This is a genomic window from Rhodanobacter sp. OK091, assembly GCF_900142825.1.
GTDB lineage: Bacteria > Pseudomonadota > Gammaproteobacteria > Xanthomonadales > Rhodanobacteraceae > Rhodanobacter.
Window position 1 is genome coordinate 1,031,679 of record NZ_FRCH01000002.1, and the last position, 23,667, is coordinate 1,055,345.

Here is a 23,667-nt window from a genome sequence, read left to right on the forward strand (position 1 = left end):
TTTCCTCGCTGGTGATTACCTCGCCGGTGATTGCTTCACTAGGATCTGGCAACCGGTGGTGGACTCAAGCCCCGATCTGGCCGCCCAGCTCGCCCATGAAGCGGCGGTAATGACGCAGCTCGGCGATGGAATCGCGGATGTCCGACAGCGCCGTATGTGCCGACTCCTTGCCGACACTCCTGGCGATTTCCGGCGCCCAGCGACGAGCCAGCTCCTTTATGGTGGATACGTCCAGGTTGCGGTAGTGGAAGTAGCGTTCCAGCCGCGGCATCTGCCGGTGCATGAAACGCCGGTCCTGGCAGATCGAATTGCCGCACATCGGCGACTTGCCGGGCGGCACCCACTCGCGCAGAAAATCGACCGTGGCCTGTTCGGCCATCGCATGGTCGGTTTCCGAAATCAACACCTGCCGCCACAAGCCCGACTTGTGATGCTGGTTGGTATTCCAGCTGTCCATCGACTCCAACCGGTCGATCTCGTGACGTATCGCGAATACCGGGCCATCGGCCAGCACGTTCAGTTCCTTGTCGGTGACCACCGTGGCGATCTCCAGGATCGAGTCGTTGTCGGTGTCGAGGCCGGTCATCTCCAGATCGATCCAGATCAGGTTGTCTTCGTGGGCTTGGCTCATGAGCTCTCCTTGTGGCGGGAGTTTATCAGTCTTGCCGGCCGTACTTTTGGGCCTGCGATGATTCAAGAGCCTGTCCTCGTGACTCGGATGGCCCGCGTTGCCTTCCCTTGGCTGCCAGGTGGTGTTGCGTAGCGAAGCGCCTGACTGGCTGTCAGGTCAAGCTGCGCGGCGCCGCTTGGCAGCCAAGGGAGGGCAACCCAATGGGCAGGGTCTGTTTGCCCGCAAGGCGGCGTCATCATTCGGTCGTGTATCGACATACACTTCCTCACTCTTCCTTGCCTTGCGAGCAAACAGCTCCCTGCGCGGGCCACCCGAGCCACGAGGACAGGCTCCACATGCAGACCTTCTTCTGGCACGACTACGAGACCTCCGGTTCCGACTCGCGGCGTGACCGGCCGCTGCAGTTCGCCGGCATCCGCACCACCCTGGAGCTGGAGATCGTCGGCGAACCGATGATGTTCTACGGCAAGCCGTCGCTGGAGATGCCGCCGCATCCCGATGCCTGCATGATCACCGGTATCACCCCGCAACAGGCCGAACGCGAGGGTGTCAACGAAGCCGAATTCGCTGCCCGCGTGCACGAGCAATTGGCCGCGCCGGGCACCTGCGGGGTCGGCTACAACTCGCTGCGTTTCGACGACGAATTCACCCGGCAGATGCTGTACCGCAACTTCTATGAACCATATGGCCGCGAGTGGGAGAACGGCAATTCGCGCTGGGACCTGATCGATCTGGTGCGCCTGTGCCAGGCGTTGCGGCCGGAGGGCATCGTCTGGCCCACCCGCGAAGACGGCTCGCCCAGCTTCAAGCTGGAACATCTGGCCAGCGCCAACCAGCTCAAGCAGGAGCGGGCTCACGACGCCCTTTCCGACGTCTACGCGCTGATCGACCTTGCCCGGCTGATCCGCGTGCGCCAGCCGCGGCTGTGGGACTGGTATTACGGGCTGCGACGCAAGCAGAAGGTCTTCGAGCTGCTCGACGTGGTGAACATGACGCCGGTGGTACACGTGTCCTCGCGCTATCCGGCCAACCGCCATTGCCTCGCCGTCATCGCGCCGCTGGCGCCGCACCCGAGTCGTGCCGGCGAAGTGATCGTGTACGACCTGGCCACCGATCCGACCGAGTGGCTGGCGCTGGACGAGGACGAGATCGCCGACCGCATCTTCACCGCCCGCGCCGATCTACCCGAAGGCATCGAACGCATCCCGTTGCGCACCGTGCGTGCGAACCATGCACCGGCGCTGGCGCCGTTGTCGGTACTGCAAGGTGTGGATCGGCAGCGCCTGCAACTCGACCTCGATCGTTGTGTGGCGCACCGCGACGTGCTGCGGGCCGTCGACGGGCTGGCCGAAAAACTGCGGCGGGTGTTCCAGCGCGCCGCCGAACTGCCGCCGCCGGAAGATCCCGAACTGGCACTCTACGGCGGCGGTTTCCTGCCCGATGCCGACAAACGGCTGCTCGCCCAGGTTCGCGCCACGCCACCGGCGCAACTGGGCGAACGCGCGTTTCCGTTCCGCGATGCACGCTACCCGGAGCTGCTGTTCCGCTACCGCGCGCGCAACTGGCCGCAGACGCTGGACGCCGAAGAACGCGTGCGCTGGGACAACTTCCGCCGGGCGCGACTGAGCCGGCATACAGCCTTGACCGGCCTCACCCTCGACGACTACTTCACCCGTCTACGCGAACTGCGCAACGATCCGGCAGCACAGGACAGACTGACCCTGCTCGATCAGTTGCAGGCCTGGGGCGAGCGGCTCGCCGCCAGCATCGACTGAACCACCCTCACTTCCAATCCATCGACCCGCCATGCCCCAGAGCTATTTCACTCCAGCCACCTTCCGCTTCCTCCGCGCGCTCGATCGCAACAACAGCCGCGACTGGTTCCATGCGCACAAGGACGATTACGAGCGCCATGTGCGCGAGCCGTTCCTGCAGCTGATCACCGACTTGCAGGCACCGCTGGCGAAGATCAGCCCGCATTACCGCGCCGACCCGCGCAAGAACGGCGGCTCGCTGTTCCGCATCTTTCGCGACACGCGCTTTTCCAACAACAAGCTGCCGTACAAGCCGTGGCAGGGCTCGCGCTTCTTCCACGAACGCCGTCACGAGATCCCTGCACCGTCGTTCTACATGCACATACAGCCCGGCGACTGCTTTGCCGGCGGCGGCATGTGGCATCCCGAACCGGACGCGCTTAAGCGCATCCGCAATTTCCTCGCCGATAATCCGGCCGCCTGGAAACGCGCCACGCAAAGCAAGGCCTTCCGCGAGCACCTGACGTTCTGGGGTGAATCTCTGAGCCGGCCGCCGCGCGGCTTCGACCCCGCGCACGAGCTGATCGAGGATCTCAAGCGCAAGGATTTCGCCGTAGGCGAAAACTTCGACGAAGCGCTGGCTTGCTCCGACGAACTGCTGCCGTGGACGGTGGCGACATTCAAGCGCGTCGCGCCGCTGATCGATTATCTGTGCGCGGCGCAGGAGCTGGAGTTCTAGCCGAAGACCGATGGATCTTGTAGGAGCCCGCTCGCGGGCGATGCTGTTGCTCTGAGTCTCTCCAAACCATCAGAACAAGAGCATCGCCCGCCAGCGGGCTCCTACGGGCGCGGACGACGAAGCAGCGCGAAAGCGACCGCCATTCCGATAAGCGCGGTAAACGCCACGTAGTGGGCCGGCGCCAGCGCGCCGTACCGTTTCACCAGCATGCCGATCAACGGCGGCGTGAGACCGCCGAACAAGGCGTAGGCGATGTTGTACGAGAACGACAGGCCGGAGAAACGCACCGCCGGCGGAAACGCGACCACCATCAGCGCCGGCACCACGCCGACCACGCCGACCGCAAAACCCGCCAACCCATACAGCCCAATGAAATGTGCCGCGCCGGCCTGCAGGTCGAGATACAGCGCGTAGCTGCATGCCAGCAATCCCAGCGCACCGAACAACAGCGCACGCGCGTAGCCGATGCGATCGGCCAGCCAGCCGTAAAACAGGCAGCCCAGCGCCAGCGCAAAGGAGGCCACGTTGTTGCCGAGGAAGGCGCGTGCCGGCTCGATGTGGAACACCGACTGCACCAGCGACGGTGTCATCAGGATCATCACCACGATCGCTGCAGTGAGCATCCACGTCACCAGCATCGACAGAAGCACGCTTGGAAGGTGACGTTCGAACACCTGCTGCAATGGCAACCCGCTGGCCAGCTCTCGGCGCGCATGCATCTCCTCGAATACCGGTGTCTCGCTCAGCCAGCGGCGCAGCCACACCGCGAAGAAACCGAACACGCCGCCGATCAGGAACGGCAGCCGCCAGCCGTAATCGAGCACCGCAGCAGGAGCCAGTTCGCGCTGGATCGCTGCCGCCACCAATGAGCCGATCAGGATGCCGACGGTGAGTCCCGAGGTGAGGCTGGCACAGGCAAAACCGATCCGCTGTGCCGGCACATGTTCGGCCACGAACACCCACGCGCCGGGCACCTCGCCGCCGACCGCGATGCCCTGCACTACCCGCAGCAACAGCAACAGCAGCGGCGCCAGCATGCCGATCTGCGCATACACCGGCAGCAGGCCGATACCCAGGGTCGGCACCGCCATCAGGAACACGCTGAGCGTAAACATCTTCTTGCGCCCCAGCATGTCGCCGTAATGCGCCATCACGATGCCGCCCAATGGACGCGCCAGATAGCCTGCCGCGAAGATGCCGAACACCTGCAGCTGGGCCAGCCATGCGGCAGTGTCAGGTGGAAAGAAGAGATGACTCAGCGGAATCGCGAAAAACACGAACACCACGAAATCGTAGAACTCCAGCGCCCCGCCGAGCGCGGACAGGCCCAATGTGCGCAGATCGCGTCGATCGAGTGCGCGCGCGGATACGGAGGCATTCGACGGGTACGGCACGGCGGCATCAGTCATCGGCAGTTCCACGCACTCAGGTAATGATCCGCGCAACATAACGCATTGCCATGCTGCAGGGAGGGGGCAAGGGCGGCGCTCGTACCCGATGCCGGCATCGCTTATGCTGCGCGCGACCGACAGGGATGCCGGGTGAAATCGGGGAGGCATCGCGTACCCATCGGCATGCGTGCTGTCACCTGAGAGGTTCCGGGCATGGGGTCTGGGCTTGGGGTTCTGGGAAAAATGTCTTCGCGTGTTGTGACGAATAGCGCTCGTGCTGATACCACGCGCGCCTGCATTCAACCGACAAGGAGTTTCCTGATGAGCATGAGCAAGCGTCTTGGCGCCGAATTCTTCGGCACGTTCTGGCTGGTGTTCGGTGGTTGCGGCAGTGCCGTTCTGGCTGCCGGTTTTCCGGATCTAGGTATCGGTTTCGCCGGCGTCGCGCTGGCCTTCGGTCTTACCGTGCTGACCATGGTTTACGCGGTCGGGCATATCTCTGGCGGCCATTTCAACCCGGCAGTCACGGTAGGCCTGTACGCCGGCGGCCGCTTCCCGGCGAAAGATGTATTGCCGTACGTGGTGATTCAGGTGCTCGGCTCCATCGCGGCGGCGGCGGTGCTTTACCTGATCGCCAGCGGCAAGGCCGGCTTCGATGTCAGTGCCGGCAGTTTCGCTTCCAACGGTTATGGCGAACATTCACCCGACCACTACTCAATGCATGCGGCGATCGTGGCTGAGCTGGTGCTCACAGCGTTCTTCCTGATCGTGATCCACGGTGCCACCGACAAGCGCGCACCGGCGGGCTTTGCCGGCGTCGCGATCGGCCTGGCGTTGACGCTGATCCATCTGGTCGGCATTCCAGTCACCAACACCTCGGTCAATCCGGCACGCTCGACCGGCGTGGCATTGTTCCATGGCGGCTGGGCGATCGAGCAGCTATGGCTGTTCTGGCTGGTGCCCCTGATCGGCGGCATCATCGGCGGCCTGATCTATCGTTATCTGCTGGAAAGTCGCGACGCCTGATATCACCTGCCCCGCCCGGTAACGGGCGGGGTTTCGGGAAGGCTCAGTCCGCCTCGTAAAGTTCGATCGGCAAACCGTCCGGATCGGCGAAAAAGGTGAAGCGCTTGCCGGTGTATTCATCTACACGTACCGGCTCGCAACTCACCCCACGCTCGCCCAGCACGGCAGCCGCCGCACCCACATCGGTGACCGCAAAAGCCAGGTGTCGCAGCCCCTGCGCCTCCGGTCGTGACGGCCGCGATGGCGGATCGGGAAACGAAAACAGCTCCAGCTGCACGCCGGGGCTGACCAGCAGATCGCATTTCCAGGAATCGCGTGCGGCGCGATAGACCTCGTGCACGATCGGCAGTCCCAGCGTTTCGCTGTAGAACGCGCGCGAACGGGGATAGTCCGAACAGATCAGCGCAACATGATGGATGGCGCCCAGCAATGGCTTGCTCATGGTCGACTCAGGCCTCGTTGAAGGGGAACGCGAGCACGTCGGCGATCGCGTCGGTGCCGGCCAGGCACATGAGCAGGCGTTCCACGCCGAGTGCCACGCCGGCGCAATCGGGCAGCGCGCCGAGTACGCCAAGCAGACGCTCGTCGACCGGGACCTCACCCAAGCCACGATGGCGACGCAGGGCGTTGTCACGCTCGAAACGTCTGTGCTGCTCCGCCGCGTCGTTCAACTCGTGATAGCCGTTGGCCAGCTCGTAGCGCCCCAGATACAGCTCGAAGCGTTCGGCCAGCGGCGTTTCACCCGGACGGATCCTCGCCAATGCGCACTGCGTGGCCGGGTAATCGTGGATCAGCGTGATGCGGTCGCGCGGGAACGACGGCTGCAGCTTGTGCGTGATCAGCAGATCGAGCCAGTCGTCACGCCCCAGACCCTCCGGGCCGATGTTGTACTCCGCCAGCGGTGCGCGCAGTTCGTCGATCGGTGCATGCAACGGATCGATGCCCAGCTCGTCGAGAAACAGCTGCCGGTAACTCTCGATCAGCACCTCGGCACGCCGCCCGACCATCGCCAGCGCCGCCTCCACCAGCTCGATGGTCTCCCCCATCAGACGGCGATGATCCCAGCCGACCCGATACCACTCCAACATGCTGAACTCGGGATTGTGCCGACCGCCGGCTTCGCCATTGCGGAACACGCGCCCCAGCTCGTAGCAGTCGCCGATCCCGGCAGCGAGCAGGCGCTTCAGCGGAAACTCCGGTGAAGTACGCAACCAGCGTTCGCGCGCGCCGGCATCGACGTGGCCGCTGAATGCCGTGCTGAAGCTCTCGATGTTCGGATCGGTATTGCCGGCGGCGGACAGGATCGGCGTTTCCACTTCCAGCACATGGCGTTCGGCGAAGAACGTGCGGATCAGTGCGTAGAGCCGCGCGCGCAGTTGCAGCGAGGCGATCCGGGCCGTCTCCATCAACCCGCCTCGTGTTCTTTCAATAGCGCTTGCAATTGTGCCTCGTCCCATACGGGCACGCCCAGCTCCTGCGCCTTGTCGAGTTTGGAGCCGGCGGCTTCGCCGGCGACCACGAAGCTGGTCTTCTTGGATACCGAACCGGAGACCTTGGCGCCCAGTGTCTCCAACCGCTCCTTCGCTTCATCGCGGCTGAGCGAGGTGAGCGTGCCGGTGAGCACGATGGTCTGCCCGGCCAACGGTGATTGCACCACCGCGGCCGTTGCCGGAATCGCCTTGAGCAAACGTCGCATCGACGCCTCCGCTTCACGCAATCCGGCCAACGCCTCCGGATCGGCGAGAAAGGTTTCCAGGCCGGACGCCGCTGCCTGCGGCACACCGGCGGTGATCCAGTGCGCCGAGCCGCCCGCCAGCAGCTTGTCCAGCGTGGGGAAATGCTGTGCCAGCAGTTTGCAGCTCTTCGGACCGAGCTTGTTGATCTTCGCCGTGTCCAGCAACACGCCCAGGTTCAGGCGCTCGCGCAGCAGCGGCGATGGTGCCGTCTCGTCACCGAAGACGATGCCGGCGGCGAGCAACGCGTCGACCACCTGCTGATTGCCCTCCTGGGCAAAGAAGCTCGCGATCGACGCGGCCACTTCGTCGCCGATATCCGGCAATACCCGCAGTACCGGTGCCGGTGTGCTGCGCACGAAATCGAGCTTGCCCAGCCACGCCGCCAGCGTCTTCGCCGTGCTCTCGCCGATATGCATGATGCCGAGCGCGAACAGGAAGCGCGCCAGCGTCGTGTGCTTGCTGGCCGCGATTCCATCGACCAGGTTTTCCGCCCACTTGGTGGCCACCTTGCCGGCCTTCACCGTCTCCGGCGTGGTTCCATCGCGCCCGTCGAGCGCCTGCTTCATCGCCACGAAGCGTTCAACGGTAAGCCCATACAGATCGGCCGGCGTGTGCACGATGTCCAGCTCCACCAACGCCTCGGCGAAACGCTCGCCGAGACCTTCGATATCCATCGCCCGGCGCGCGGCAAAATGGATCAACGCCTCCTTGCGCTGTGCCGCGCAGATCAGGCCGCCGGAACAGCGCCAGGCCGCCGCCCCCTCTTCACGAATCAGTGCGGATCCACAGACCGGGCAGTGCGTCGGCATCACCCATGGCACCGTACCTGGCGGGCGCTGATCCTCGATCACCCGCACCACTTCGGGAATCACGTCGCCGGCGCGGCGTACGATCACCGTGTCGCCCACGCGAACGTCCAGCCGCGCGACCTGATCCGCGTTGTGCAGCGTGGCATAGGTCACCGTCACACCGGCCACCTGCACCGGCTCCATCCGCGCACGCGGTGTGGCCGCACCGGTGCGGCCGATCTGGACCTCGATGTCGAGCAGACGCGTGGCCTGCTCCTGCGCCGGGAATTTGTGTGCGATCGCCCAGCGCGGTGCGCGCGAGACGAAACCCATCTCGCGCTGGCCGGCGTAGTCGTCCAGCTTGTAGACGACGCCGTCGATGTCATAGGGCAAGCTATCGCGCTTCGCGCCGATGCGCCGGAAGTACGCAATCAGGCCGTCGAAGCCGCGGGCGATATCGACTTCCGGCGACACCGGAAATCCCCACTCGCGCAATTGCCGCAGCGTGGCGGAATGCGTCGGAGGCAGCTCGCCGCCTTCAACCACGCCGATCGCGTAGGCGAAGAAGCTCAGCCGCCGCTTCGCGGTGATCGCGGGATCGAGCTGGCGCAGTGAGCCGGCCGCGCCATTACGCGGATTCGCCAGCGGCTTCTCGCCGTGCGCACGGGCGTACTCGTTGAACGTCTCGAAATCCTTGCGCAGCATGATGACTTCGCCGCGCACTTCCAGCACGTCAGGGTGGCCCTTGCCACGGAGTTTCAAAGGGATCGCCCGCACCGTACGCAGGTTCGCGGTCACGTCCTCGCCGGTTTCGCCATCGCCGCGGGTAGCGCCCTGCATGAAGATGCCCCGTTCGTAGCGCAGGCTGATCGCCAGTCCGTCCAGCTTCGGTTCGACCGAGAATATGGGCTCGCGCCGGTCCAGTGTCTGCTCGATGCGGCGCTCGAACTCGGCCACCTCGCGGAACCGTTCGCGCTCGCTTTCGCCGTCCTGCTCGAACGCGTTGCCCAGCGACAGCATCGGCAGCTGGTGCCTCACCTCGGCAAAGCCGCCGGACGCCCGCGCGCCGACCTTGCGCGTGGGCGAGTCGGTCGAAGCCAGCGCGGGATAGTCGGTTTCCAGCGCTTCCAGTTCGCGCATCAGGCGGTCGTAGTCGGCGTCGGTGATATCCGCGTCGTCGAGCACGTGATAACGGTAATTGGCCTGCTCGATCTGCGCCCGCAGCTCGGCGGCGTGGGCAAGGACATCGGCTGGGGCAGGACGTTCGGTCATGCGGGTCTCCTCAGGATCTCCCGCAGTTTAACGATACCGGCGAATTCCGACTGCCTGTCTCGACGCTCAGGGACACCCTAGCGGTGGAGATGTCCTGCCGCTTCCGGCTGATAGGAGACTTCCAGCACTTTCAGACGGCGCTTGCGGCCGTCCGGCGTCGGCCAGTCGATCTGCTGGCCACAGGCCAGCCCCAGCAACGCACTGCCTACCGGCGCCAGGATCGACACCGTCCCCGGAGCGCCGGCCGCAGCCGGATAGACCAGGGTCAGGGTGAGTTTTTCGCCGCTGCTCTCGTCCTCGAACGTGACGGTGGAGTTCATCGTCACTGTGTTTGCCGGCATCGCCGCCGGCTCGACCACCTCGGCGCGGTCGAGCTCGGCCCGCAGCGCGCCGAAATTGTCGGCTTCGGCGGCAGGCAATCGGTCCAGCAACGCTTCAATACGATCCAGGTCGATACGGGAAACGATGATTGGTGGCTTGCTGCTCATGGCTCTTCCTGATGCTTGCTGATGCTTGCGGCTCCAGCCGCACAAAAGCATGCGCCGGGACGAAACCGCCCCGGCGCACGTGGTCGTTATTGGCTGTCATGCCCATCACGCACATGACCGTCAGATGAAACAAGGCTGACTTTGCGGATGCCGTTTGCGAAAAGCAAGCTGTCGCAGCAGGTATCATGGCGGCCAATGCCTCACCAAGCCGCCGCGGACCTCCACACTGCCGCTTCCGCTGTCCCCTCGCCAGCGCCGGTGTCCGCCGGTTTGCCTGACGTTTCCACGCGCGAACGTTTCCGCGGCCTGCTGTGGCTGGTCTCCGCCGCGTTCTTCATGCAGGCGCTGGATTCCACCGTGGTCAACACCGCTGTGCCGGCGATGGCCGAAGCGCTGCTGGTGACGCCGCTGGGCATGCGCACCGCGCTGACCAGCTACGTGCTGACCCTGGCGATCCTGATCCCGGCCAGCCCATGGCTGTGCGATCGGCTAGGCACGCGGCGGGTGTTCGGCATCGCGATCGTCATATTTGGCGTGGGCTCGCTGCTGTGCGGCGTCGCGCAGACGTTGCCGCAGCTGGTCGCCGCCCGCGTGCTGCAAGGGGTCGGCGGCGCCTCGCTGATGCCGGTGGGCCGCTATGTGCTGGTGCGCAGCATCCACAAGCACGAGTTCGTACGCGCGATGAGTACGGTCGCCACGTTCGGCCTGCTCGGCTCGGTACTCGGTCCACTGCTCGGCGGCGCGCTGGTGCAGCTCACCTCGTGGCGGCTGATCTTCCTGATCAATGTGCCGGTGGCGATCGCCGGCGTATGGATGAACCAGCGCGACATGCCTGATTACCGTCTCGATCACGCCAACCGCTTCGACTTGTTCGGCTTCCTGCTGTTTGCCGCCGCTTCGGCGCTGCTGCTCACCGCATCGGAGCTGGCCGGCAGCAAGCCGGTGCCGTGGAAGCTGATCGGGCTGAGCAGCGCGAGCGCCGTGCTGCTGGGCGCGGTCTACGTGTGGCACAGCCGGCGCACCATGCATCCGGTGGCGGATCTGCGGCTGCTGCACGTGCGCAGCGTGTGGGTCTCGCTGGCCGGCGGCCTGTTCACCCGGCTCGGCATCTCCGGCATGTTCCTGTTGCTGGTGCTGTTCCTGCAAGTGGGCTGTGGCTGGTCGCCGCTGATGGCCGGCTTGATGATGGTGCCGCAGGCGCTCGGTTCGATCAGCGCCAAGTGGGTGATCCACCGCGCGCTGATCCATTTCGGCTACCGGCGGCTGCTGCTCGGGAATACATTGATGGTGGCTGTGCTGCTGGCCACGTTTGCCTTGCTCGGGCCGGGCTCGCCTGTGTGGCTGATCGCCGTGCTGACGTTCCTCTATGGCAGTTTCGCCGGGCTGCAGTACACCGCGATGAACACGCTGATCTACAGCGACCTGGACATCCAGCACGCCTCGATGGCCTCGTCGATGGCCTCGACCGCGCAGTACCTCGCGATGAGCTTCGGTATCGCGCTGTCCACCTTGCTGATGGAGGCGATGCTGCAAGGGCATGCACACGACGATTATGTCGTGGCTTTCCGATGGACCGTGTTGCTGCTGGCGGCGATCACTGCCATGGCCAGCCGCGTATTCAGCCGGCTTCGGCATGATCGTCCGCTGCCGGTCGGCGCCGTGACCGAGTGACACGACACTCGCTCGGCTGCCACCACGCGCTGCGACGTCCATGTAGCATGCAAGTTCCGCCGACTGCCCGGACGCACGCCGCATGCACCACGCCAGCGACATCTTGTTCACCTTGTTCATCGTGTTCGTCGCCGCCCAGATCGGTGGCGAGATCGCGCAGCGGCTGAAACTGCCCGGTGTGGTCGGCGAGATTGCGGCCGGCTGCGTGATCGGCCCTTCCCTGCTCGGATGGATCAGCCTGGATCAGATCGCCACTGGCACCCCACTCGATGTGCTGGCAGAGATCGGCGTGGTCCTGCTGCTGTTCGCGGTGGGTCTGGAAACGCGCCTGGAAGATCTGAAGAAAGTCGGCAAGGTGGCCTTCGTGGTCGGCGTGATCGGGGTCCTGGTGCCGTTCGGCATGGGCAGCGTGTGGGCCCATAGCAACGGCTTCAACTGGGATCGCTCGCTGTTCGTGGCCGCGGCGTTCGTGGCTACTTCGGCCGGCATCACCGCACGCGTGCTGCAGGAGCTGGGCGCGCTGCAGCGGATCGAGAGCAAGGTGATCCTCGGCGCCGCGGTGATCGACGACATTCTGGCCATGCTGTTGCTCGGCGTCGTGGTGTCACTGCAGGCCGGCGGGAGCTTCAACGCCTCGCATCTGCTGCTTGTGCTGGCCAGCGCAGTCGGCTTCATCGCGGTGATCGGCTGGGGCGGCGCGCGGGTGATGCGCTGGAACTCCAATTGGCTGGAGCGGCCGCTGGGCCCGCATTCGCCGTTGATGATCGTACTGGCGCTGTGCCTCGGCCTGGCTTACCTGTCCACCTTGTTCGGGCTGGCCGCAATCATCGGTGCGTTCCTGGCCGGCATGATCGCCTCGGAAACCCGCCAGCAGCACACGCTGGAACAGCAGACAAAGCCGCTGCTCGCTCTGCTCACCCCCTTCTTCTTCGTGGTGACCGGCAGCAAGATCGACCTGCACGAACTGGCCAGCGCCGACGCCTTGCTGATGCTCGCCGTGGTCACCGTGATCGCGATCATTTCCAAGTTCGTCGGCGGCTGGCTCGGCGCGCTGTCGCTGGGTCAGCGCAGCGCCACCATCATCGGTTTCGGCATGGTGCCGCGCGGTGAAGTCGGCATCGTGGTGGCCACTCTCGGCCTCGCCGCCGGCGTCTTCGATAATCGTATCTACGCCATCATCGTGGCGATGTCGCTGCTCACCGCAATGGTCACGCCCCCGGTGCTGGCATGGTTGCTGAAGCACGGCGGCAGCAGTGGCAACACGGTCGACGTGCCTGATGTGAAAGGATGAGCGGGCGGGTCGGCCGCCGTTGGTTTCGGACTGCGAATATGCTGAATGACAGCGCTGAGTAGTTTCGGGGGAAATCTGTGGAAACGAAGAAAACCGTACTCATCGTCGACGACGATGACCTGGTGCTGGAATCCATCGACTTGCACTTGGCCGCCACCGCGGACTTTCAGACTATTCGGGTACCCGGCTCGGCGGGCGCGCTCAGCCACATGCAGAATGCGCCGATCATCGACGTCATCGTTGCCGACGTCATCCTGGCCGGCAGCATGAGCGGCATCGATATCTGTCGGAAGGCGATCGAACGGTATCCCGCCATTGCCGTCGTCGTGATCACCGCCGATCCCGAGGTTCACTGCGCCGAGATTCCCGAGCGCGGGGTGTTCCTGCGCAAGCCGTTCGGTGGGGAGCAGTTGCTGGAGGCCATTGGGGTAGCGGTGGCGCGGGCCGGCGGCACTGCAGGCGTTTGATCGCGGGTGAACGGCTCGCTGCATCCCGCATCGGAAACATTTCTATGGTCGATCACGAAAATACCGAAGATGGCGGCATCGAAAAGCCGCCATGGAGAAATCTCGGCGCAGGCTTGATCACCGGCGCAGCCGACGACGACCCCAGCGGCATTGCCACCTACTCGCAAGTGGGCGCTGCGTTCGGCTACGGCATGTTGTGGTGCGTCCTGGTGACCATGCCGCTGATGATCGCGATCCAGGCCATCAGCGCCGGCATCGGGCGGGTCACCGGCCACGGCCTGATGGACGGCATGCGCAAGCACTATTCGCACACGCTGGTATACGTCCTGATGGGCTTGACCCTCATCGCGAACGTGATCAACCTCGCAGCGGACATCGGCGCCATGGGCGCCGCATTGAAGCTGCTGATCGGCGGACCGGCGCTGCTGTATGCCGCAAGCTTCGCCGTGCTGTCGCTGGTGCTGCAGATCTTTATTCCGTTCACGCGCTACTCGCCCATCCTCAAGCTGCTTACGCTGAGCCTGTTCGCCTATGTGGGTACCGTGCTGGTCATCGACGTGCCGTGGCCGGACGTGCTCAGGAGCATCGTGATGCCACCGGTCAGCTGGAACGCCAAGTACGCCGTCGGGCTGGTCGCCCTGCTCGGCACTACGATCAGCCCTTATTTGTTCTTCTGGCAGGCTGCGCAGGAAGTGGAAGAGATCGGCTCGAACAAGCGGCGCAAAGCGTTGCGGCGGGCCCCGTTGCAGGCGCCAAGCGCATTGCGCCGCATCGGCATCGACACCACGGTGGGCATGATTTTCTCCAACCTGATCTCGTTCTTCATCATCCTCACCGCCGCCGTGGTGCTGCACGCCCACGGCAAGATCGACATCCAGTCGTCCGCCGAAGCCGCTGAAGCCCTGCGCCCGCTGGCTGGCCAGCTGGCGTTCGCGCTGTTCGCGGCCGGCATCATCGGCACCGGCTTGCTGGCCGTGCCGGTGCTGGCCGGCGCCACCGCCTATGCCGCATCCGGTGCATTCGGCCAACGCAGCGGGCTGGAAAACAAGCCGCGCAAGGCCAAGTTTTTCTATGGCGTGCTGATCTTCGCCAGCCTCGCCGGCATTGCGCTGAACCTGACGCCGCTCGACCCGATCAAGGCGCTGTACTGGAGCGCGGTGGTCAACGGCGTTACCGCCGTACCCCTGATGATCGTGATGATGCTGATGGGGTCCAGCAGAAAAGTGATGGGCAAGTTCACCATGCCGTGGCCGTTGAAGGTTTTCGGATGGATGGCGACGGTAGCGATGGCGGTGGCAGCGGTCGTGATGTTCGCTACTTGGGGAAAGTGAGTGGGCGCAAACGACGATGCCGCCCGACGGCGGCATCGCTACGCAAAACGCACCGGTATCAGGCTGCGCGCGGCGCCTTCACCAGAATGCCGAGCAGGTCGGCCAGTTTGTCGCGCATCTCGCGACGGTCGACGATCAGGTCGATCGCGCCGTGTTCGACCAGGAATTCCGAGCGCTGGAAGCCTTCCGGCAAGGTCTCGCGCACGGTCTGCTCGATCACGCGCGGGCCGGCGAATCCGATCAATGCCTTCGGCTCGCCGATGTTGATGTCCCCAAGCATCGCCAGGCTGGCAGATACGCCACCGGTGGTCGGGTTGGTCAGCACGCTGATATACGGCACGCCGGCATCGCGCAGACGTGCCAGCGCCGCCGACGTCTTGGCCATCTGCATCAGCGAGAAGAGCGCCTCTTGCATGCGCGCGCCGCCGGTGGCGGAGAAGCAAACCAGGGCGCTCCTGTCGGCCAGCGCACGCTCGGCGGCGCGCGCGAATTTCTCGCCCACCACCGAACCCATCGAACCGCCCATGTAGGCGAACTCGAAGGCCACCGCCATCAGCGGACGGCCCTTGAGCCGGCCGCTCATGGCCACCATCGCGTCCTTCTCGCCGATCTTTTTCTGGGTCGCGACGATGCGGTCGCGATACTTCTTGGAATCGCGGAATTTCAAGGGATCGGTGGGCTCCATGCTGGCCCACAGTTCCTGGCCGGACCCTTCATCGAGCAAGGCGTCCAGCCGCATGCGCGCGCTGATGTAGTGATGATGGCCGCATTTCGGACAGACCATCAGGTTGCGCTCGAGCTCCGGCCGGTACAGCACGGTGCCGCAGCCGCCGCACTTTTCCCACACGCCCTCGGGTACCGAACCCTTGCCGCCGTTCGGACTCTGCGGGCGGGTGCGCGGGTTCATGATTTTCTGCAGCCAATTCATCGCATCACCCTACCATTCGTCAGCGCGCCACCCACGGGCGGCACGTAGTCTCAAAGCGCATCGAGCGCAGTGCGGATCGGCGCGAGAAACGCGTGGACCCGCACGGTTATTTCTTCGGCCTCCGTGGCCCCGGCCAACTGCTCGACCAGCGCACTGCCGATCACCACCGCATCTGCAAAACCGGCAATTGCCTTGGCGCTCGCCGCATCGCGAATGCCGAAGCCCACCGCTACCGGCGCCTTGGCGCGGGCGCGGATATCCGCCACGCGGGCGGCGATATCGCCGGTACTCAAGTGTGCCGCACCCGTGATGCCAGCGAACGAGACATAGTACAGGAAACCCTCTGCGGAACCGCACAGCTGTGCCATACGCGCGGGTGCGGTGGTGGGCGCGGCGAGCAGGATCTGCTGCAGGCCGGCGTCGCGCAGCGACTGCAGGACGGCCGATTCTTCCAGCGGACAATCGACCAGCAGCACGCCATCGACGCCTGCCTGTACGGCTTCCTGTGCGAAGCGCGCATAACCGTGGATCTCTACCGGATTCAGGTAACCCATCAGCACGACCGGTGTATCCGCATCACGCTGGCGGAACGCTGCAACCCAGGCAAGCACCTCGTTCAGACCGACGCCTTTCGCGATCGCCCGCTCGCTGGCGTGCTGGATCACCGGGCCATCGGCCATCGGATCGGAAAACGGCACACCCAGCTCGATCAGGTCGGCGCCCGCATCGACCAGCGCGTGCATCAGTGCGACGACATGTTGGGGCGACGGATCGCCGGCGGTGACGAAGGGAATCAGGCCGGTGCGGCCGGCGACCTTGAGCTGGGCGAAACGGCGATCGATGCGATTCATGGCTGCGAGAAACGAGTGGAGAGAAGTGAGAAACGAGTGTTCATGTGGATGCCCTGCGTGATTCGAACCGAAGACTGGCGACGAAGATGCTTTTGCCTTTCTCTCACTTCTCATTCCTCTCAACTCACTCCTAAAGTTCGATTCCTTCGCGTGCGGCGATCGTATGCACGTCCTTGTCGCCGCGGCCGGACAGATTGCACAGCACCAGGCCGTCCTTCGGATATTCGCGCGCCAGCTTGATCGCCTGCGCCACCGCATGGCTGGATTCCAGCGCCGCCAGGATGCCCTCGGTGCGCGCCAGCAGATGAAACGCCTCCAGCGCCTCGTCGTCGGTGACACCGACGTACTCGGCACGCCCAGCGTCCTTGAGGAATGCATGCTCGGGGCCGACGCCCGGGTAATCGAGACCGGCCGACACCGAATGCGTCTCGGTGATCTGGCCGTTGTCATCGCACAGCACATAGGTACGGTTGCCGTGCAGCACGCCGGGCCGGCCCGCCGCCAGCGAGGCCGCGTGATGACCCGTGGCCAGGCCGAGGCCTGCTGCCTCGGCGCCGACCATGCGCACACCGGCATCATTCAAAAAGGCGTGGAACAATCCGATCGCATTGGAGCCGCCGCCCACGCAGGCGGTGAGCACATCCGGCAGGCGGCCGTACTGCTCCAGCATCTGCGCCCGCGCCTCGCGCCCGACGATCGCATTGAAGTCGCGCACCATCAGCGGATACGGATGCGGACCCGCCACCGTGCCGATGATGTAGAAGGTGTCGGCCACGTTGGTGACCCAGTCGCGCATCGCCTCGTTCAGCGCGTCCTTCAGCGTCTTCGAGCCGGACGTCACCGGCACCACCTCGGCGCCGAGCAGCTTCATGCGGTAGACGTTGATCTTCTGCCGCTCGATGTCCACCGCGCCCATGTAGACCACGCATTTCAAACCGAGCCGCGCGGCAACCGTGGCGCTGGCCACGCCGTGCTGGCCTGCACCGGTCTCGGCGATGATGCGGCTCTTCCCCATGTGCCGCGCCACCAGCGCCTGCCCCACGGTGTTGTTGATCTTGTGCGCGCCGGTGTGGTTCAGATCCTCGCGCTTGAGCAGGATGCGGGCGCCGCCGACATGCCGCGACAGGCGTTCGGCGTGATAGACCGGGCTGGGCCGACCCACGTAGTGCTTCAGGTCGCGGTCTAGTTCTGCGATGAAGTCCGGATCATCACGTAGGCGCAGGTAGGCCGCGGTCAGCTCGGCCAGCGGCGCCATCAGCGTCTCGGCCACGTACTGACCGCCGTAGCGGCCGAAACGGCCGTGTGCGTCGGGCCAGACATGGAAATCATCGATCGTCGGCATCGCTATCACTCGCATGGGTGGAGCCAGGGACGCTCACCCTAATGCAGCAGGGCTCCCGGCAAAAGCGATAAGATCGCCGGCACCTGTCAGGAAAACTCACAGACACGATGCCCCGCGAACTGCCCTCGCTGAATGCCCTGCATGCCTTCGAAGCCACCGCACGCCTGGAAAATATGAGCCGTGCGGCTGTCGAGCTGCATGTTACCCATGGCGCGGTGAGCCGGCAGATCCGTGCGCTGGAGGCCGAGCTTGGGGTCAGCCTTTTCGGTCGGCAGGGACGCGGCCTGACCCTCACACCCGCCGGCTTGCGGCTGCGTGATGCCACCGCAGCGGCATTCGGGCAGTTGCGCGACGTATGCGGCGAACTGCGCCACGGCGCGGCGCAGGCACCGCTGGTGCTCGGTTGTCCAGGCAGCTTGCTGGCGCGCTGGGTGATCCCTCGGCTGGATCGGCTGGCGCAAGAGCTGCCGGGGCTGGAACTGCATCTGTCGGTCAGCGCCGACACACCCGCAGCCGACCTGCCCGGCGTGGACGCCGCCCTGCTGCTGGCCGAGCCGCCGTGGCCGGCGGCATGGCAGGTGCACGTGCTGGCGCCGGAACGGATCGGCCCGGTGCTCAGCCCGCGCCATCCGCGCTTCGCGTCGCTGTGCAAGGCATCGACCAGCGCATTGCGCAAGGAAGCCTTGTTGCATACCACCTCGCGCCCTCAGGCGTGGCCGGCGTGGGCGCGTGCCGAGCGGATAGACCTGCCCGGCCTGCACTACGGCCAGGGCTTCGAGCATCTGTACTACCTGCTGGAAGCGGCGGTGGCCGGCCTGGGCGTGGCGATCGCGCCGCAGCAGCTGGTGGCCGCGGATCTGGCGGCCGGCAGGCTCGTTGCACCTTGGGGTTTTCGCAAGACCCCCGCCGTGTGGGCACTGTGCACACCGCGCCGCGCCAGCGACCCGCGCATCCAGGCGCTGGTGCCGTGGCTGCAGGCGGAGCTTGCCGGCGCCTGATCCCGCGAGTTGCGCCGATTACAGATAACGCCGGATGGTTGCCCGCAGCTCGACCAGCTGTTCGGGTGTGAGCGAACCGAGTATGCCGCGACGCGCGGCAGGAATATGGCTGGCGGCATCCGAGTCGTCGAACACATAGTGGTCCAGCAACCCTCTCCACGCAGCCCGTTCCGCAGGCGGGAGCGACTTGAAGGTGAGGATGCAGTGCATCAGACAACCCAAGGCCGTTTCCGGCACATAGCCATTGGCCGGCGTGTGCTTCCACCAGTAGTTCACCAGCGCGTTGATCCGTTCGAGCGACTCGACGTGATGCCACCACATCGGCGGGATGTAGATCGCATCGCCGGGTCGCAGCTCCGCGACCTGCGCTTCGGCCAGCGCCAGTTTCAGCCGCGGATAGCGCGGATCATCGGGACGGTCGAGCCGGGCGATGCTGATCGCCGCGCCGGTCGGCGCGAAGTCCAGCGGTCCGACATACAGGTTGCGTGCCTGCTCCGGCGCGAACAACGTGAAGCGCCGGCCACCGGCGACCACGCAGGCAATATTGTGGTATTCGTCGAAGTGGGCGGGCGTGGTGACCTTGTTGCCGATCCAGATGCGCGGCTGCAGGTGGCGATCGAGAAAAGGCACTGCGTGATCGTCGAGAAAGCCAGGAATGCACGCCGATATCAGCGCGCTCTGCATCGCCAGCCCCGGCGCGGCTTCCTGGCGGCTGTAGTGCGCCAGTCGCTGCAGGCCCCGGGTGATCGAGACGCGATGATGTTCGTAGTTGAAGCCATCGAAATCGGCGTTGTAGCCGATGATCCCGTCTTCGCCGGGCGGCAGCAGCAAGGCATCGACCTCGCTGCCGTTGTCCAGCGCGGCCAGTCCACGGGCAAACGCCGTGTCCGACTGATCCGCCAGCTTCACCAGCGGCCAGTCCCGACACAAACCGCGAATGACCAGTGGCCGATCGCGGCCGACGATATCGTGCAGTCCGATCGGCTGGCCGGTATCGCAATGTTCGTCGATGATGACCTCGTCGATGGCGGCAGGCACAGTGTTCATTCCACATCTGCTGCGCGTACTGCGCGGATGAATGCCGCCAGCTTGTCCGGGTCCTTGATACCCGGCGACGACTCGACGCCGCTGGCCACATCTACCGCCCACGGGCGTAGCAGGCGCACGGCATCGGCCACGTTGCCGGAGTGCAGGCCACCGGCCAGGATCACCGGCTGGGCCAGTTCGTGCGGCAGCATCGACCAGTCGAATGCCTTGCCACTACCGCCGGCTTCGCCGAAGCCATGGCCGTCCAGCAACAGGGCGGCGGCTTGCGGGTATTCGCGCAACCGCGGCAACGCGGCGGCGCCCTCGCCCATCGCGATCGCTTTCAGGAATGGGCGGCCGAATTGCATGCACCAGCCGTCGGTCTCGCCGCCGTGGAATTGCAGCAGCGAGGGTTGCACCTCGTCGATCACCTGCCGTACCCGATCGGCATCGTCATCCATGAACAAGGCGACGGTAGCGACGAACGGCGGCAGCGCCGCGACGATCTCGCGCGCCCGTGCCGGCGTTGTCTGCCGTTTGCTGCGCGCGGCGAACACCAGCCCGATCGCATCGGCACCGAGCTGAGCAGCCAGCAGCGCATCTTCGATCCGGGTCATGCCGCAGCACTTGATGCGGGTCATTGGCCGGCTCCCATCAGGCAGACTTCTGCCGGAAGTCCCCAATGGCGCTCGTAACGCGGACCGATGAAGGTCAGGCCGGAGGCCGCCGCCGTCGGACCAGCCACCTGGCGATCGCAACCGGCCAGCAGTTCGGCCATCCATTCGACGGGCTGTTCGCCCCGGCCGATCATCAGCAGGGAGCCGACGATATTGCGCACCATGTGATGCAGAAACGCATTCGCCTCGATGTCGACGAAAACCTGCTCGTCTTCGCGCCGCACGCTCACCGCCAGCACTGCGCGCCGCGGATGCGTCGCCTGGCAGGACAGTGCGCGGAACGCGCTGAAGTCGTGCTCGCCCAGCAGCGCCTGCGCGGCGACATGCATCCGCCCGGCATCCAGCGGCAGGCGTTCCCAGGTGACGTAGCGGGCATCCAGCGCCGCGCGCACCGGCCGATTGAGGATGTGATAACGATAGCGGCGGCTGCGCGCGGCGTAGCGTGCATGGAAACTTTCCAGCACCGGCTGTGCCCACAGAACCGCTACGCTGGCGGGCAGATTGGAACAGGCACCGAGCATCCAGCCGCGCATGTCGCGCTGCGCCTCCGTGTCGAAATGCACCACCTGGCAACGGCCATGCACGCCGGCGTCGGTACGCCCTGCGCAACTGACCTCGACCGGATGCGCGGCGACCTTCGACAGTGCATGTTCGAGCGCGCCCTGCACGCTGGCATCCGTCTTCAGCCGCTGCCAGCCGGAGAAATCGGTGCCGTCGTATTCGATGCCAAGGGCGATACGCATGGAGTTGTGCAAGGACTTGCTGGAAGAGACGGAAGATTAGCAGGCCACCATGCAATCGGGCCGGCAAGGCCGGCCCGATTGCATCGCGCGAATCGCGCCGATGGGGTCAGTGCAGATCGTCGAGCAAACGCTTGGCCACGTCCCGCTGCATCTGGCTGCCTTCCTTCATCACTTCGCCCAGCATGGCGCGTGCGCCATCGGCATCGCCCATGTCCAGATAAGCGCGCGCCAGATCGAGCTTGGTATCGATCGGATCGTCGTTGAACTCGCTCAGATCATGGCCTGCGTCACCGGCCTGACGTGCGCTGTCCGCCTCGTTGAAATGCCAATCCGAAGCCGCTTCGGCAGTGGTGTCTGCCGCATGCTTGCCGACCGCCACTGGCGCCGGTGCGGTGGCGTCGTCCGGGGTCGGCCGGTGATCCGTGGGCGATTCGGCCGGGGCATGCTTGGTCAGATCGAAATTGAAGTTGTACTCGCTGACTTTCTTCGGTGCACCCGGCGGCAACGGCGGCATCGACGGCACGGCTGCTGACGCCGCGTTCTTGTCCGCATAGTCGTCAATGTCGAATTCGCGGAGGGCCTCCGCATTCTCATGCACCGGCAATTCGGGGTGATGGTCGAACAGCGGGTGACCCGGTACCAGGTCCTCGCCCATGTGCACCACGTCCTGCCACTCGTCCTGTTGCGGATCGGTGATATGGGCGTACATGGCTTCGGCCGCCGCCTCGAAATGCTCGACGTCACGCCGCGAGTAGTACAAGGTCACCAGCTCCAGATGCAGATAGATGTCATCCGGATGCTCGGCCAGTTGATCGAGCAGTTCCTCCTGATCGACGTCGTCGCTGCCGACGAGATCCTTGCCGGCCGGTGGTGCCGAACTGAAACGATCGGCCAGCGAGGAGGAAGACGTCGACGCGGAAGCCGCCGGCTTGCGACGACCAAGCATGGCCAGCAGGATCAACAGCACGATCGCGCCGCCGCCGGCAGCCCATGCCCAGGTCTGCATGTACCACGGTTCTTCGACCACCGGCGCGGCGGGGCTCGGCTTGACCATGGGCTTGTGCACCGGCTTTACCGGTGCCGGTGCGGCCGCAGCCGCAGAGCCGTTCGCCGCCGGTGCGCTCACGGGCGAACTGGCAGCCGCGATCGGAGTGGTTGTCGCCGCGGTCGAACTCGCCGAAACAGGCGCCGAACTGGCACTGGCCGCCGTGCTGGCCGTGGCGGTTTCCAGGCGTCCCGGCGACGCTGTTGCTGCAGCGGCCTTCGCCGCGCTGGCCGCGGGCTCGGGCTTGGCCGCCGTTGCCGCCGGCATGCCAGCGGACTTGCGCGCTGCCGCCAGTTTGGCCTGCAGCTCGGCGATCTCGTTGTCCTTCAGCGACAGCAGATGTTCGTTCTTGTTATTGATATCCGCCAGTTCCTTCAGGCGGCTCTTCAGATCGGTGCTCTGCTGCTGCAAGCTGGCCACGCTTTCCTGGCTACGCAGGAGATCCTGGCGAATGCTGGCGGCTGACTTGTCGTCCTTGCCACCGGCATTGCTGCCCGGGGCTCCGCTACCAGTGCCTTCCTTCGCCGGCGTGAGCGCAAGACGGTCACCCGCGCCGCTGGACGCGTTGGTCGGCGCACTGGAGGCGGATGCGCGGGTTGCCGTATCGGCCACGACCGCAGGCTTACCCGGCGTGCCGGCACGCCAGTCGCTGTTCTGGCGACGCACTTCAGCCATGGCTGCCGCGATCGTCATCGCCTGCGCCTCGGAGGACGTCGGCACACGCAATACCGCGCCACTCTTCAGTGCATTGATGTTGTCGCGGTAGAACGCGTCGGGATTGGCCTGCTTCAACGCCAGCATCATCTGTTGCGCGTCGACCCCCGCCGGCGCGGTGCTGCGGGCGATCGACGACAAGGTCTGACCGCGCTCGACCGGACCGTACTGGCCGTTGGCGGCGGCAGCCGGTGCAGTCTTGGGGGCAGCGGCGACAGGCGCCCGTGCGGCCTTGGGAGCCGCGGTGGCGGGTGCCTGCGCAGAACTACTGGCATGCACTGGGCGGCTCGGCTCGGTCGCGCGCGCAGGTGCAGCCGCGACAGCCGCGGGGGCCGCTGCCGGTGCGCTGGCCGGATCAAGCAAGATGGCGAATTCGCGCACGCTCTTGCCGGCGTTGCTGTTCACCTCCAGCAACAGGTCAAGGTAGGGATCGTCGACTGCCTGGCTGCTGGTGATCCGGATGACTTTGCCGCCAGCGCCGTTGGCCACGCTGAAATGCAGCGGGATCGTGGTCCGGCCGCCGACAATGCCGGCCCGAGCAAATTCCTCACTCGAAGCCAACTGGACGCTGAGATTCTGCAGTTCCGCCGGGTTGCCGGGATGCAGCGGAATTTCCGCTAGCAGGGGCTGCCCCAACGCCGACTTGACCTGGATCTGGCCGAGGTCCAGCGCCATGACCTGGCTGGTACCCAAGGCCAGTGCCACCAGCATCGACAATTTCAACGAACGATTCATGCGTGTTCCCCCGAACGATCTCT

At 65.3% G+C, this 23,667-nt stretch carries 21 protein-coding genes; 8 read left to right on the forward strand and 13 right to left on the reverse strand.

The window, feature by feature from the left end:
- Positions 1-64 precede the first annotated feature (64 nt).
- Positions 65-631, reverse strand: coding sequence for an oligoribonuclease (orn, locus tag BUA26_RS13930; RefSeq protein WP_072761405.1), 567 nt, complete (start codon positions 629-631; stop codon positions 65-67).
- 335 nt (positions 632-966) lie between these two features.
- Here orn and sbcB point away from each other — a divergent pair, with 335 nt between their 5' ends.
- Positions 967-2,406 carry an exodeoxyribonuclease I gene (gene sbcB / locus BUA26_RS13935; protein ID WP_072761406.1) on the forward strand — a complete coding sequence of 480 codons (1,440 nt, stop codon included), beginning with the start codon at positions 967-969 and terminating at the stop codon, positions 2,404-2,406.
- Positions 2,407-2,437: 31 nt separating this feature from the next.
- Entirely contained in the window at positions 2,438-3,124 is a 687-nt protein-coding gene (locus tag BUA26_RS13940) for a DUF2461 domain-containing protein (RefSeq protein WP_072761407.1), read from the forward strand.
- Between the two features lie 101 nt (positions 3,125-3,225).
- On the opposite strand, the gene BUA26_RS13945 is transcribed toward BUA26_RS13940, so the two are convergent.
- Positions 3,226-4,533, reverse strand: a complete 1,308-nt coding sequence (locus tag BUA26_RS13945) for an MFS transporter (protein WP_072761615.1) — start codon at positions 4,531-4,533, stop codon at positions 3,226-3,228.
- Positions 4,534-4,836: 303 nt separating this feature from the next.
- Between BUA26_RS13945 and aqpZ the strand changes: the two genes are divergently transcribed.
- Positions 4,837-5,541 (forward strand): aquaporin Z, encoded by a 705-nt coding sequence (aqpZ, locus tag BUA26_RS13950; RefSeq protein ID WP_218587829.1) that lies wholly within the window; start codon positions 4,837-4,839, stop codon positions 5,539-5,541.
- A gap of 43 nt (positions 5,542-5,584) precedes the next feature.
- On the opposite strand, the gene BUA26_RS13955 is transcribed toward aqpZ, so the two are convergent.
- From BUA26_RS13955 to rnk, 4 genes are all read right to left on the reverse strand, one after another.
- Positions 5,585-5,983: an SMU1112c/YaeR family gloxylase I-like metalloprotein gene (locus BUA26_RS13955; RefSeq protein ID WP_178368592.1), complete on the reverse strand. Its 399-nt coding sequence runs from the start codon at positions 5,981-5,983 to the stop codon at positions 5,585-5,587.
- Positions 5,984-5,990: 7 nt separating this feature from the next.
- On the reverse strand, positions 5,991-6,947 hold the full coding sequence (epmA, locus tag BUA26_RS13960) for an EF-P lysine aminoacylase EpmA (RefSeq protein WP_072761408.1): 957 nt from the start codon (positions 6,945-6,947) through the stop codon (positions 5,991-5,993).
- Positions 6,947-9,337: an NAD-dependent DNA ligase LigA gene (ligA, locus tag BUA26_RS13965; protein WP_072761409.1), complete on the reverse strand. Its 2,391-nt coding sequence runs from the start codon at positions 9,335-9,337 to the stop codon at positions 6,947-6,949. The genes epmA and ligA overlap by 1 nt, the downstream gene beginning before the upstream one ends.
- A gap of 77 nt (positions 9,338-9,414) precedes the next feature.
- Positions 9,415-9,825, reverse strand: a complete 411-nt coding sequence (rnk, locus tag BUA26_RS13970) for a nucleoside diphosphate kinase regulator (protein WP_072761410.1) — start codon at positions 9,823-9,825, stop codon at positions 9,415-9,417.
- A 270-nt stretch (positions 9,826-10,095) separates the two neighbouring features.
- On the opposite strand from rnk, the gene BUA26_RS13975 reads away from it, so the two are divergent.
- The 4 genes from BUA26_RS13975 (at position 10,096) to BUA26_RS13990 (ending at position 14,585) form a co-directional block, all read left to right on the forward strand.
- On the forward strand, positions 10,096-11,496 hold the full coding sequence (locus BUA26_RS13975) for an MFS transporter (RefSeq protein WP_072761618.1): 1,401 nt from the start codon (positions 10,096-10,098) through the stop codon (positions 11,494-11,496).
- Positions 11,497-11,578: 82 nt separating this feature from the next.
- Complete coding sequence (locus tag BUA26_RS13980; protein WP_072761411.1) at positions 11,579-12,787, forward strand: cation:proton antiporter; 1,209 nt, start codon at positions 11,579-11,581, stop codon at positions 12,785-12,787.
- Between the two features lie 77 nt (positions 12,788-12,864).
- Positions 12,865-13,254, forward strand: a complete 390-nt coding sequence (locus tag BUA26_RS13985) for a response regulator (RefSeq protein WP_072761412.1) — start codon at positions 12,865-12,867, stop codon at positions 13,252-13,254.
- A gap of 44 nt (positions 13,255-13,298) precedes the next feature.
- Positions 13,299-14,585: an NRAMP family divalent metal transporter gene (locus BUA26_RS13990; RefSeq protein ID WP_072761413.1), complete on the forward strand. Its 1,287-nt coding sequence runs from the start codon at positions 13,299-13,301 to the stop codon at positions 14,583-14,585.
- A gap of 58 nt (positions 14,586-14,643) precedes the next feature.
- Here BUA26_RS13990 and accD read toward each other — a convergent pair whose 3' ends face one another.
- From accD to trpB, 3 genes are all read right to left on the reverse strand, one after another.
- Positions 14,644-15,513, reverse strand: coding sequence for an acetyl-CoA carboxylase, carboxyltransferase subunit beta (gene accD, locus BUA26_RS13995; RefSeq protein WP_072761414.1), 870 nt, complete (start codon positions 15,511-15,513; stop codon positions 14,644-14,646).
- Positions 15,514-15,563: 50 nt separating this feature from the next.
- Positions 15,564-16,364, reverse strand: a complete 801-nt coding sequence (gene trpA / locus BUA26_RS14000) for a tryptophan synthase subunit alpha (protein ID WP_072761415.1) — start codon at positions 16,362-16,364, stop codon at positions 15,564-15,566.
- Between the two features lie 130 nt (positions 16,365-16,494).
- The gene (gene trpB / locus BUA26_RS14005) at positions 16,495-17,706 is read right to left on the reverse strand and encodes a tryptophan synthase subunit beta (RefSeq protein WP_072761416.1); all 1,212 of its coding nucleotides are present in this window, start codon (positions 17,704-17,706) and stop codon (positions 16,495-16,497) included.
- Positions 17,707-17,813: 107 nt separating this feature from the next.
- Between trpB and BUA26_RS14010 the strand changes: the two genes are divergently transcribed.
- Positions 17,814-18,704 (forward strand): LysR family transcriptional regulator, encoded by an 891-nt coding sequence (locus BUA26_RS14010; RefSeq protein WP_072761417.1) that lies wholly within the window; start codon positions 17,814-17,816, stop codon positions 18,702-18,704.
- An 18-nt stretch (positions 18,705-18,722) separates the two neighbouring features.
- Here the strand turns inward: BUA26_RS14010 and BUA26_RS14015 are convergent, their stop codons facing one another.
- The 4 genes from BUA26_RS14015 to BUA26_RS14030 all read right to left on the reverse strand — a co-directional run bounded on the left by BUA26_RS14015 (position 18,723) and on the right by BUA26_RS14030 (position 23,644).
- The gene (locus BUA26_RS14015) at positions 18,723-19,751 is read right to left on the reverse strand and encodes a cupin-like domain-containing protein (RefSeq protein ID WP_072761418.1); all 1,029 of its coding nucleotides are present in this window, start codon (positions 19,749-19,751) and stop codon (positions 18,723-18,725) included.
- Positions 19,748-20,371 (reverse strand): phosphoribosylanthranilate isomerase, encoded by a 624-nt coding sequence (locus BUA26_RS14020; protein ID WP_072761419.1) that lies wholly within the window; start codon positions 20,369-20,371, stop codon positions 19,748-19,750. The genes BUA26_RS14015 and BUA26_RS14020 overlap by 4 nt, the downstream gene beginning before the upstream one ends.
- Positions 20,368-21,150, reverse strand: coding sequence for a tRNA pseudouridine(38-40) synthase TruA (gene truA, locus BUA26_RS14025; RefSeq protein WP_072761420.1), 783 nt, complete (start codon positions 21,148-21,150; stop codon positions 20,368-20,370). Before truA ends, BUA26_RS14020 begins: the two co-directional genes overlap by 4 nt.
- A gap of 106 nt (positions 21,151-21,256) precedes the next feature.
- The gene (locus BUA26_RS14030; protein WP_072761421.1) at positions 21,257-23,644 is read right to left on the reverse strand and encodes a motility hub landmark protein FimV; all 2,388 of its coding nucleotides are present in this window, start codon (positions 23,642-23,644) and stop codon (positions 21,257-21,259) included.
- Positions 23,645-23,667: the final 23 nt, after the last annotated feature.

Excerpts from the sequence above, each read along its gene's own strand:
- BUA26_RS14015 (WP_072761418.1), bottom strand. The coding sequence starts at position 19,751 with ATGAACACTGTGCCTGCCGCCATCGACGAGGTCATCATCGACGAACAT.
- BUA26_RS13940 (WP_072761407.1), top strand. The coding sequence starts at position 2,438 with ATGCCCCAGAGCTATTTCACTCCAGCCACCTTCCGCTTCCTCCGCGCG.
- trpA (WP_072761415.1), bottom strand. The coding sequence starts at position 16,364 with ATGAATCGCATCGATCGCCGTTTCGCCCAGCTCAAGGTCGCCGGCCGC.
- BUA26_RS13980 (WP_072761411.1), top strand. The coding sequence starts at position 11,579 with ATGCACCACGCCAGCGACATCTTGTTCACCTTGTTCATCGTGTTCGTC.
- rnk (WP_072761410.1), bottom strand. The coding sequence starts at position 9,825 with ATGAGCAGCAAGCCACCAATCATCGTTTCCCGTATCGACCTGGATCGT.
- BUA26_RS14030 (WP_072761421.1), bottom strand. The coding sequence starts at position 23,644 with ATGAATCGTTCGTTGAAATTGTCGATGCTGGTGGCACTGGCCTTGGGT.
- aqpZ (WP_218587829.1), top strand. The coding sequence starts at position 4,837 with ATGAGCATGAGCAAGCGTCTTGGCGCCGAATTCTTCGGCACGTTCTGG.
- accD (WP_072761414.1), bottom strand. The coding sequence starts at position 15,513 with ATGAATTGGCTGCAGAAAATCATGAACCCGCGCACCCGCCCGCAGAGT.
- orn (WP_072761405.1), bottom strand. The coding sequence starts at position 631 with ATGAGCCAAGCCCACGAAGACAACCTGATCTGGATCGATCTGGAGATG.
- BUA26_RS14010 (WP_072761417.1), top strand. The coding sequence starts at position 17,814 with ATGCCCCGCGAACTGCCCTCGCTGAATGCCCTGCATGCCTTCGAAGCC.
- BUA26_RS13955 (WP_178368592.1), bottom strand. The coding sequence starts at position 5,983 with ATGAGCAAGCCATTGCTGGGCGCCATCCATCATGTTGCGCTGATCTGT.
- sbcB (WP_072761406.1), top strand. The coding sequence starts at position 967 with ATGCAGACCTTCTTCTGGCACGACTACGAGACCTCCGGTTCCGACTCG.
- BUA26_RS13990 (WP_072761413.1), top strand. The coding sequence starts at position 13,299 with ATGGTCGATCACGAAAATACCGAAGATGGCGGCATCGAAAAGCCGCCA.
- BUA26_RS13945 (WP_072761615.1), bottom strand. The coding sequence starts at position 4,533 with ATGACTGATGCCGCCGTGCCGTACCCGTCGAATGCCTCCGTATCCGCG.
- ligA (WP_072761409.1), bottom strand. The coding sequence starts at position 9,337 with ATGACCGAACGTCCTGCCCCAGCCGATGTCCTTGCCCACGCCGCCGAG.
- truA (WP_072761420.1), bottom strand. The coding sequence starts at position 21,150 with ATGCGTATCGCCCTTGGCATCGAATACGACGGCACCGATTTCTCCGGC.
- trpB (WP_072761416.1), bottom strand. The coding sequence starts at position 17,706 with ATGCCGACGATCGATGATTTCCATGTCTGGCCCGACGCACACGGCCGT.
- BUA26_RS14020 (WP_072761419.1), bottom strand. The coding sequence starts at position 20,371 with ATGACCCGCATCAAGTGCTGCGGCATGACCCGGATCGAAGATGCGCTG.
- epmA (WP_072761408.1), bottom strand. The coding sequence starts at position 6,947 with ATGGAGACGGCCCGGATCGCCTCGCTGCAACTGCGCGCGCGGCTCTAC.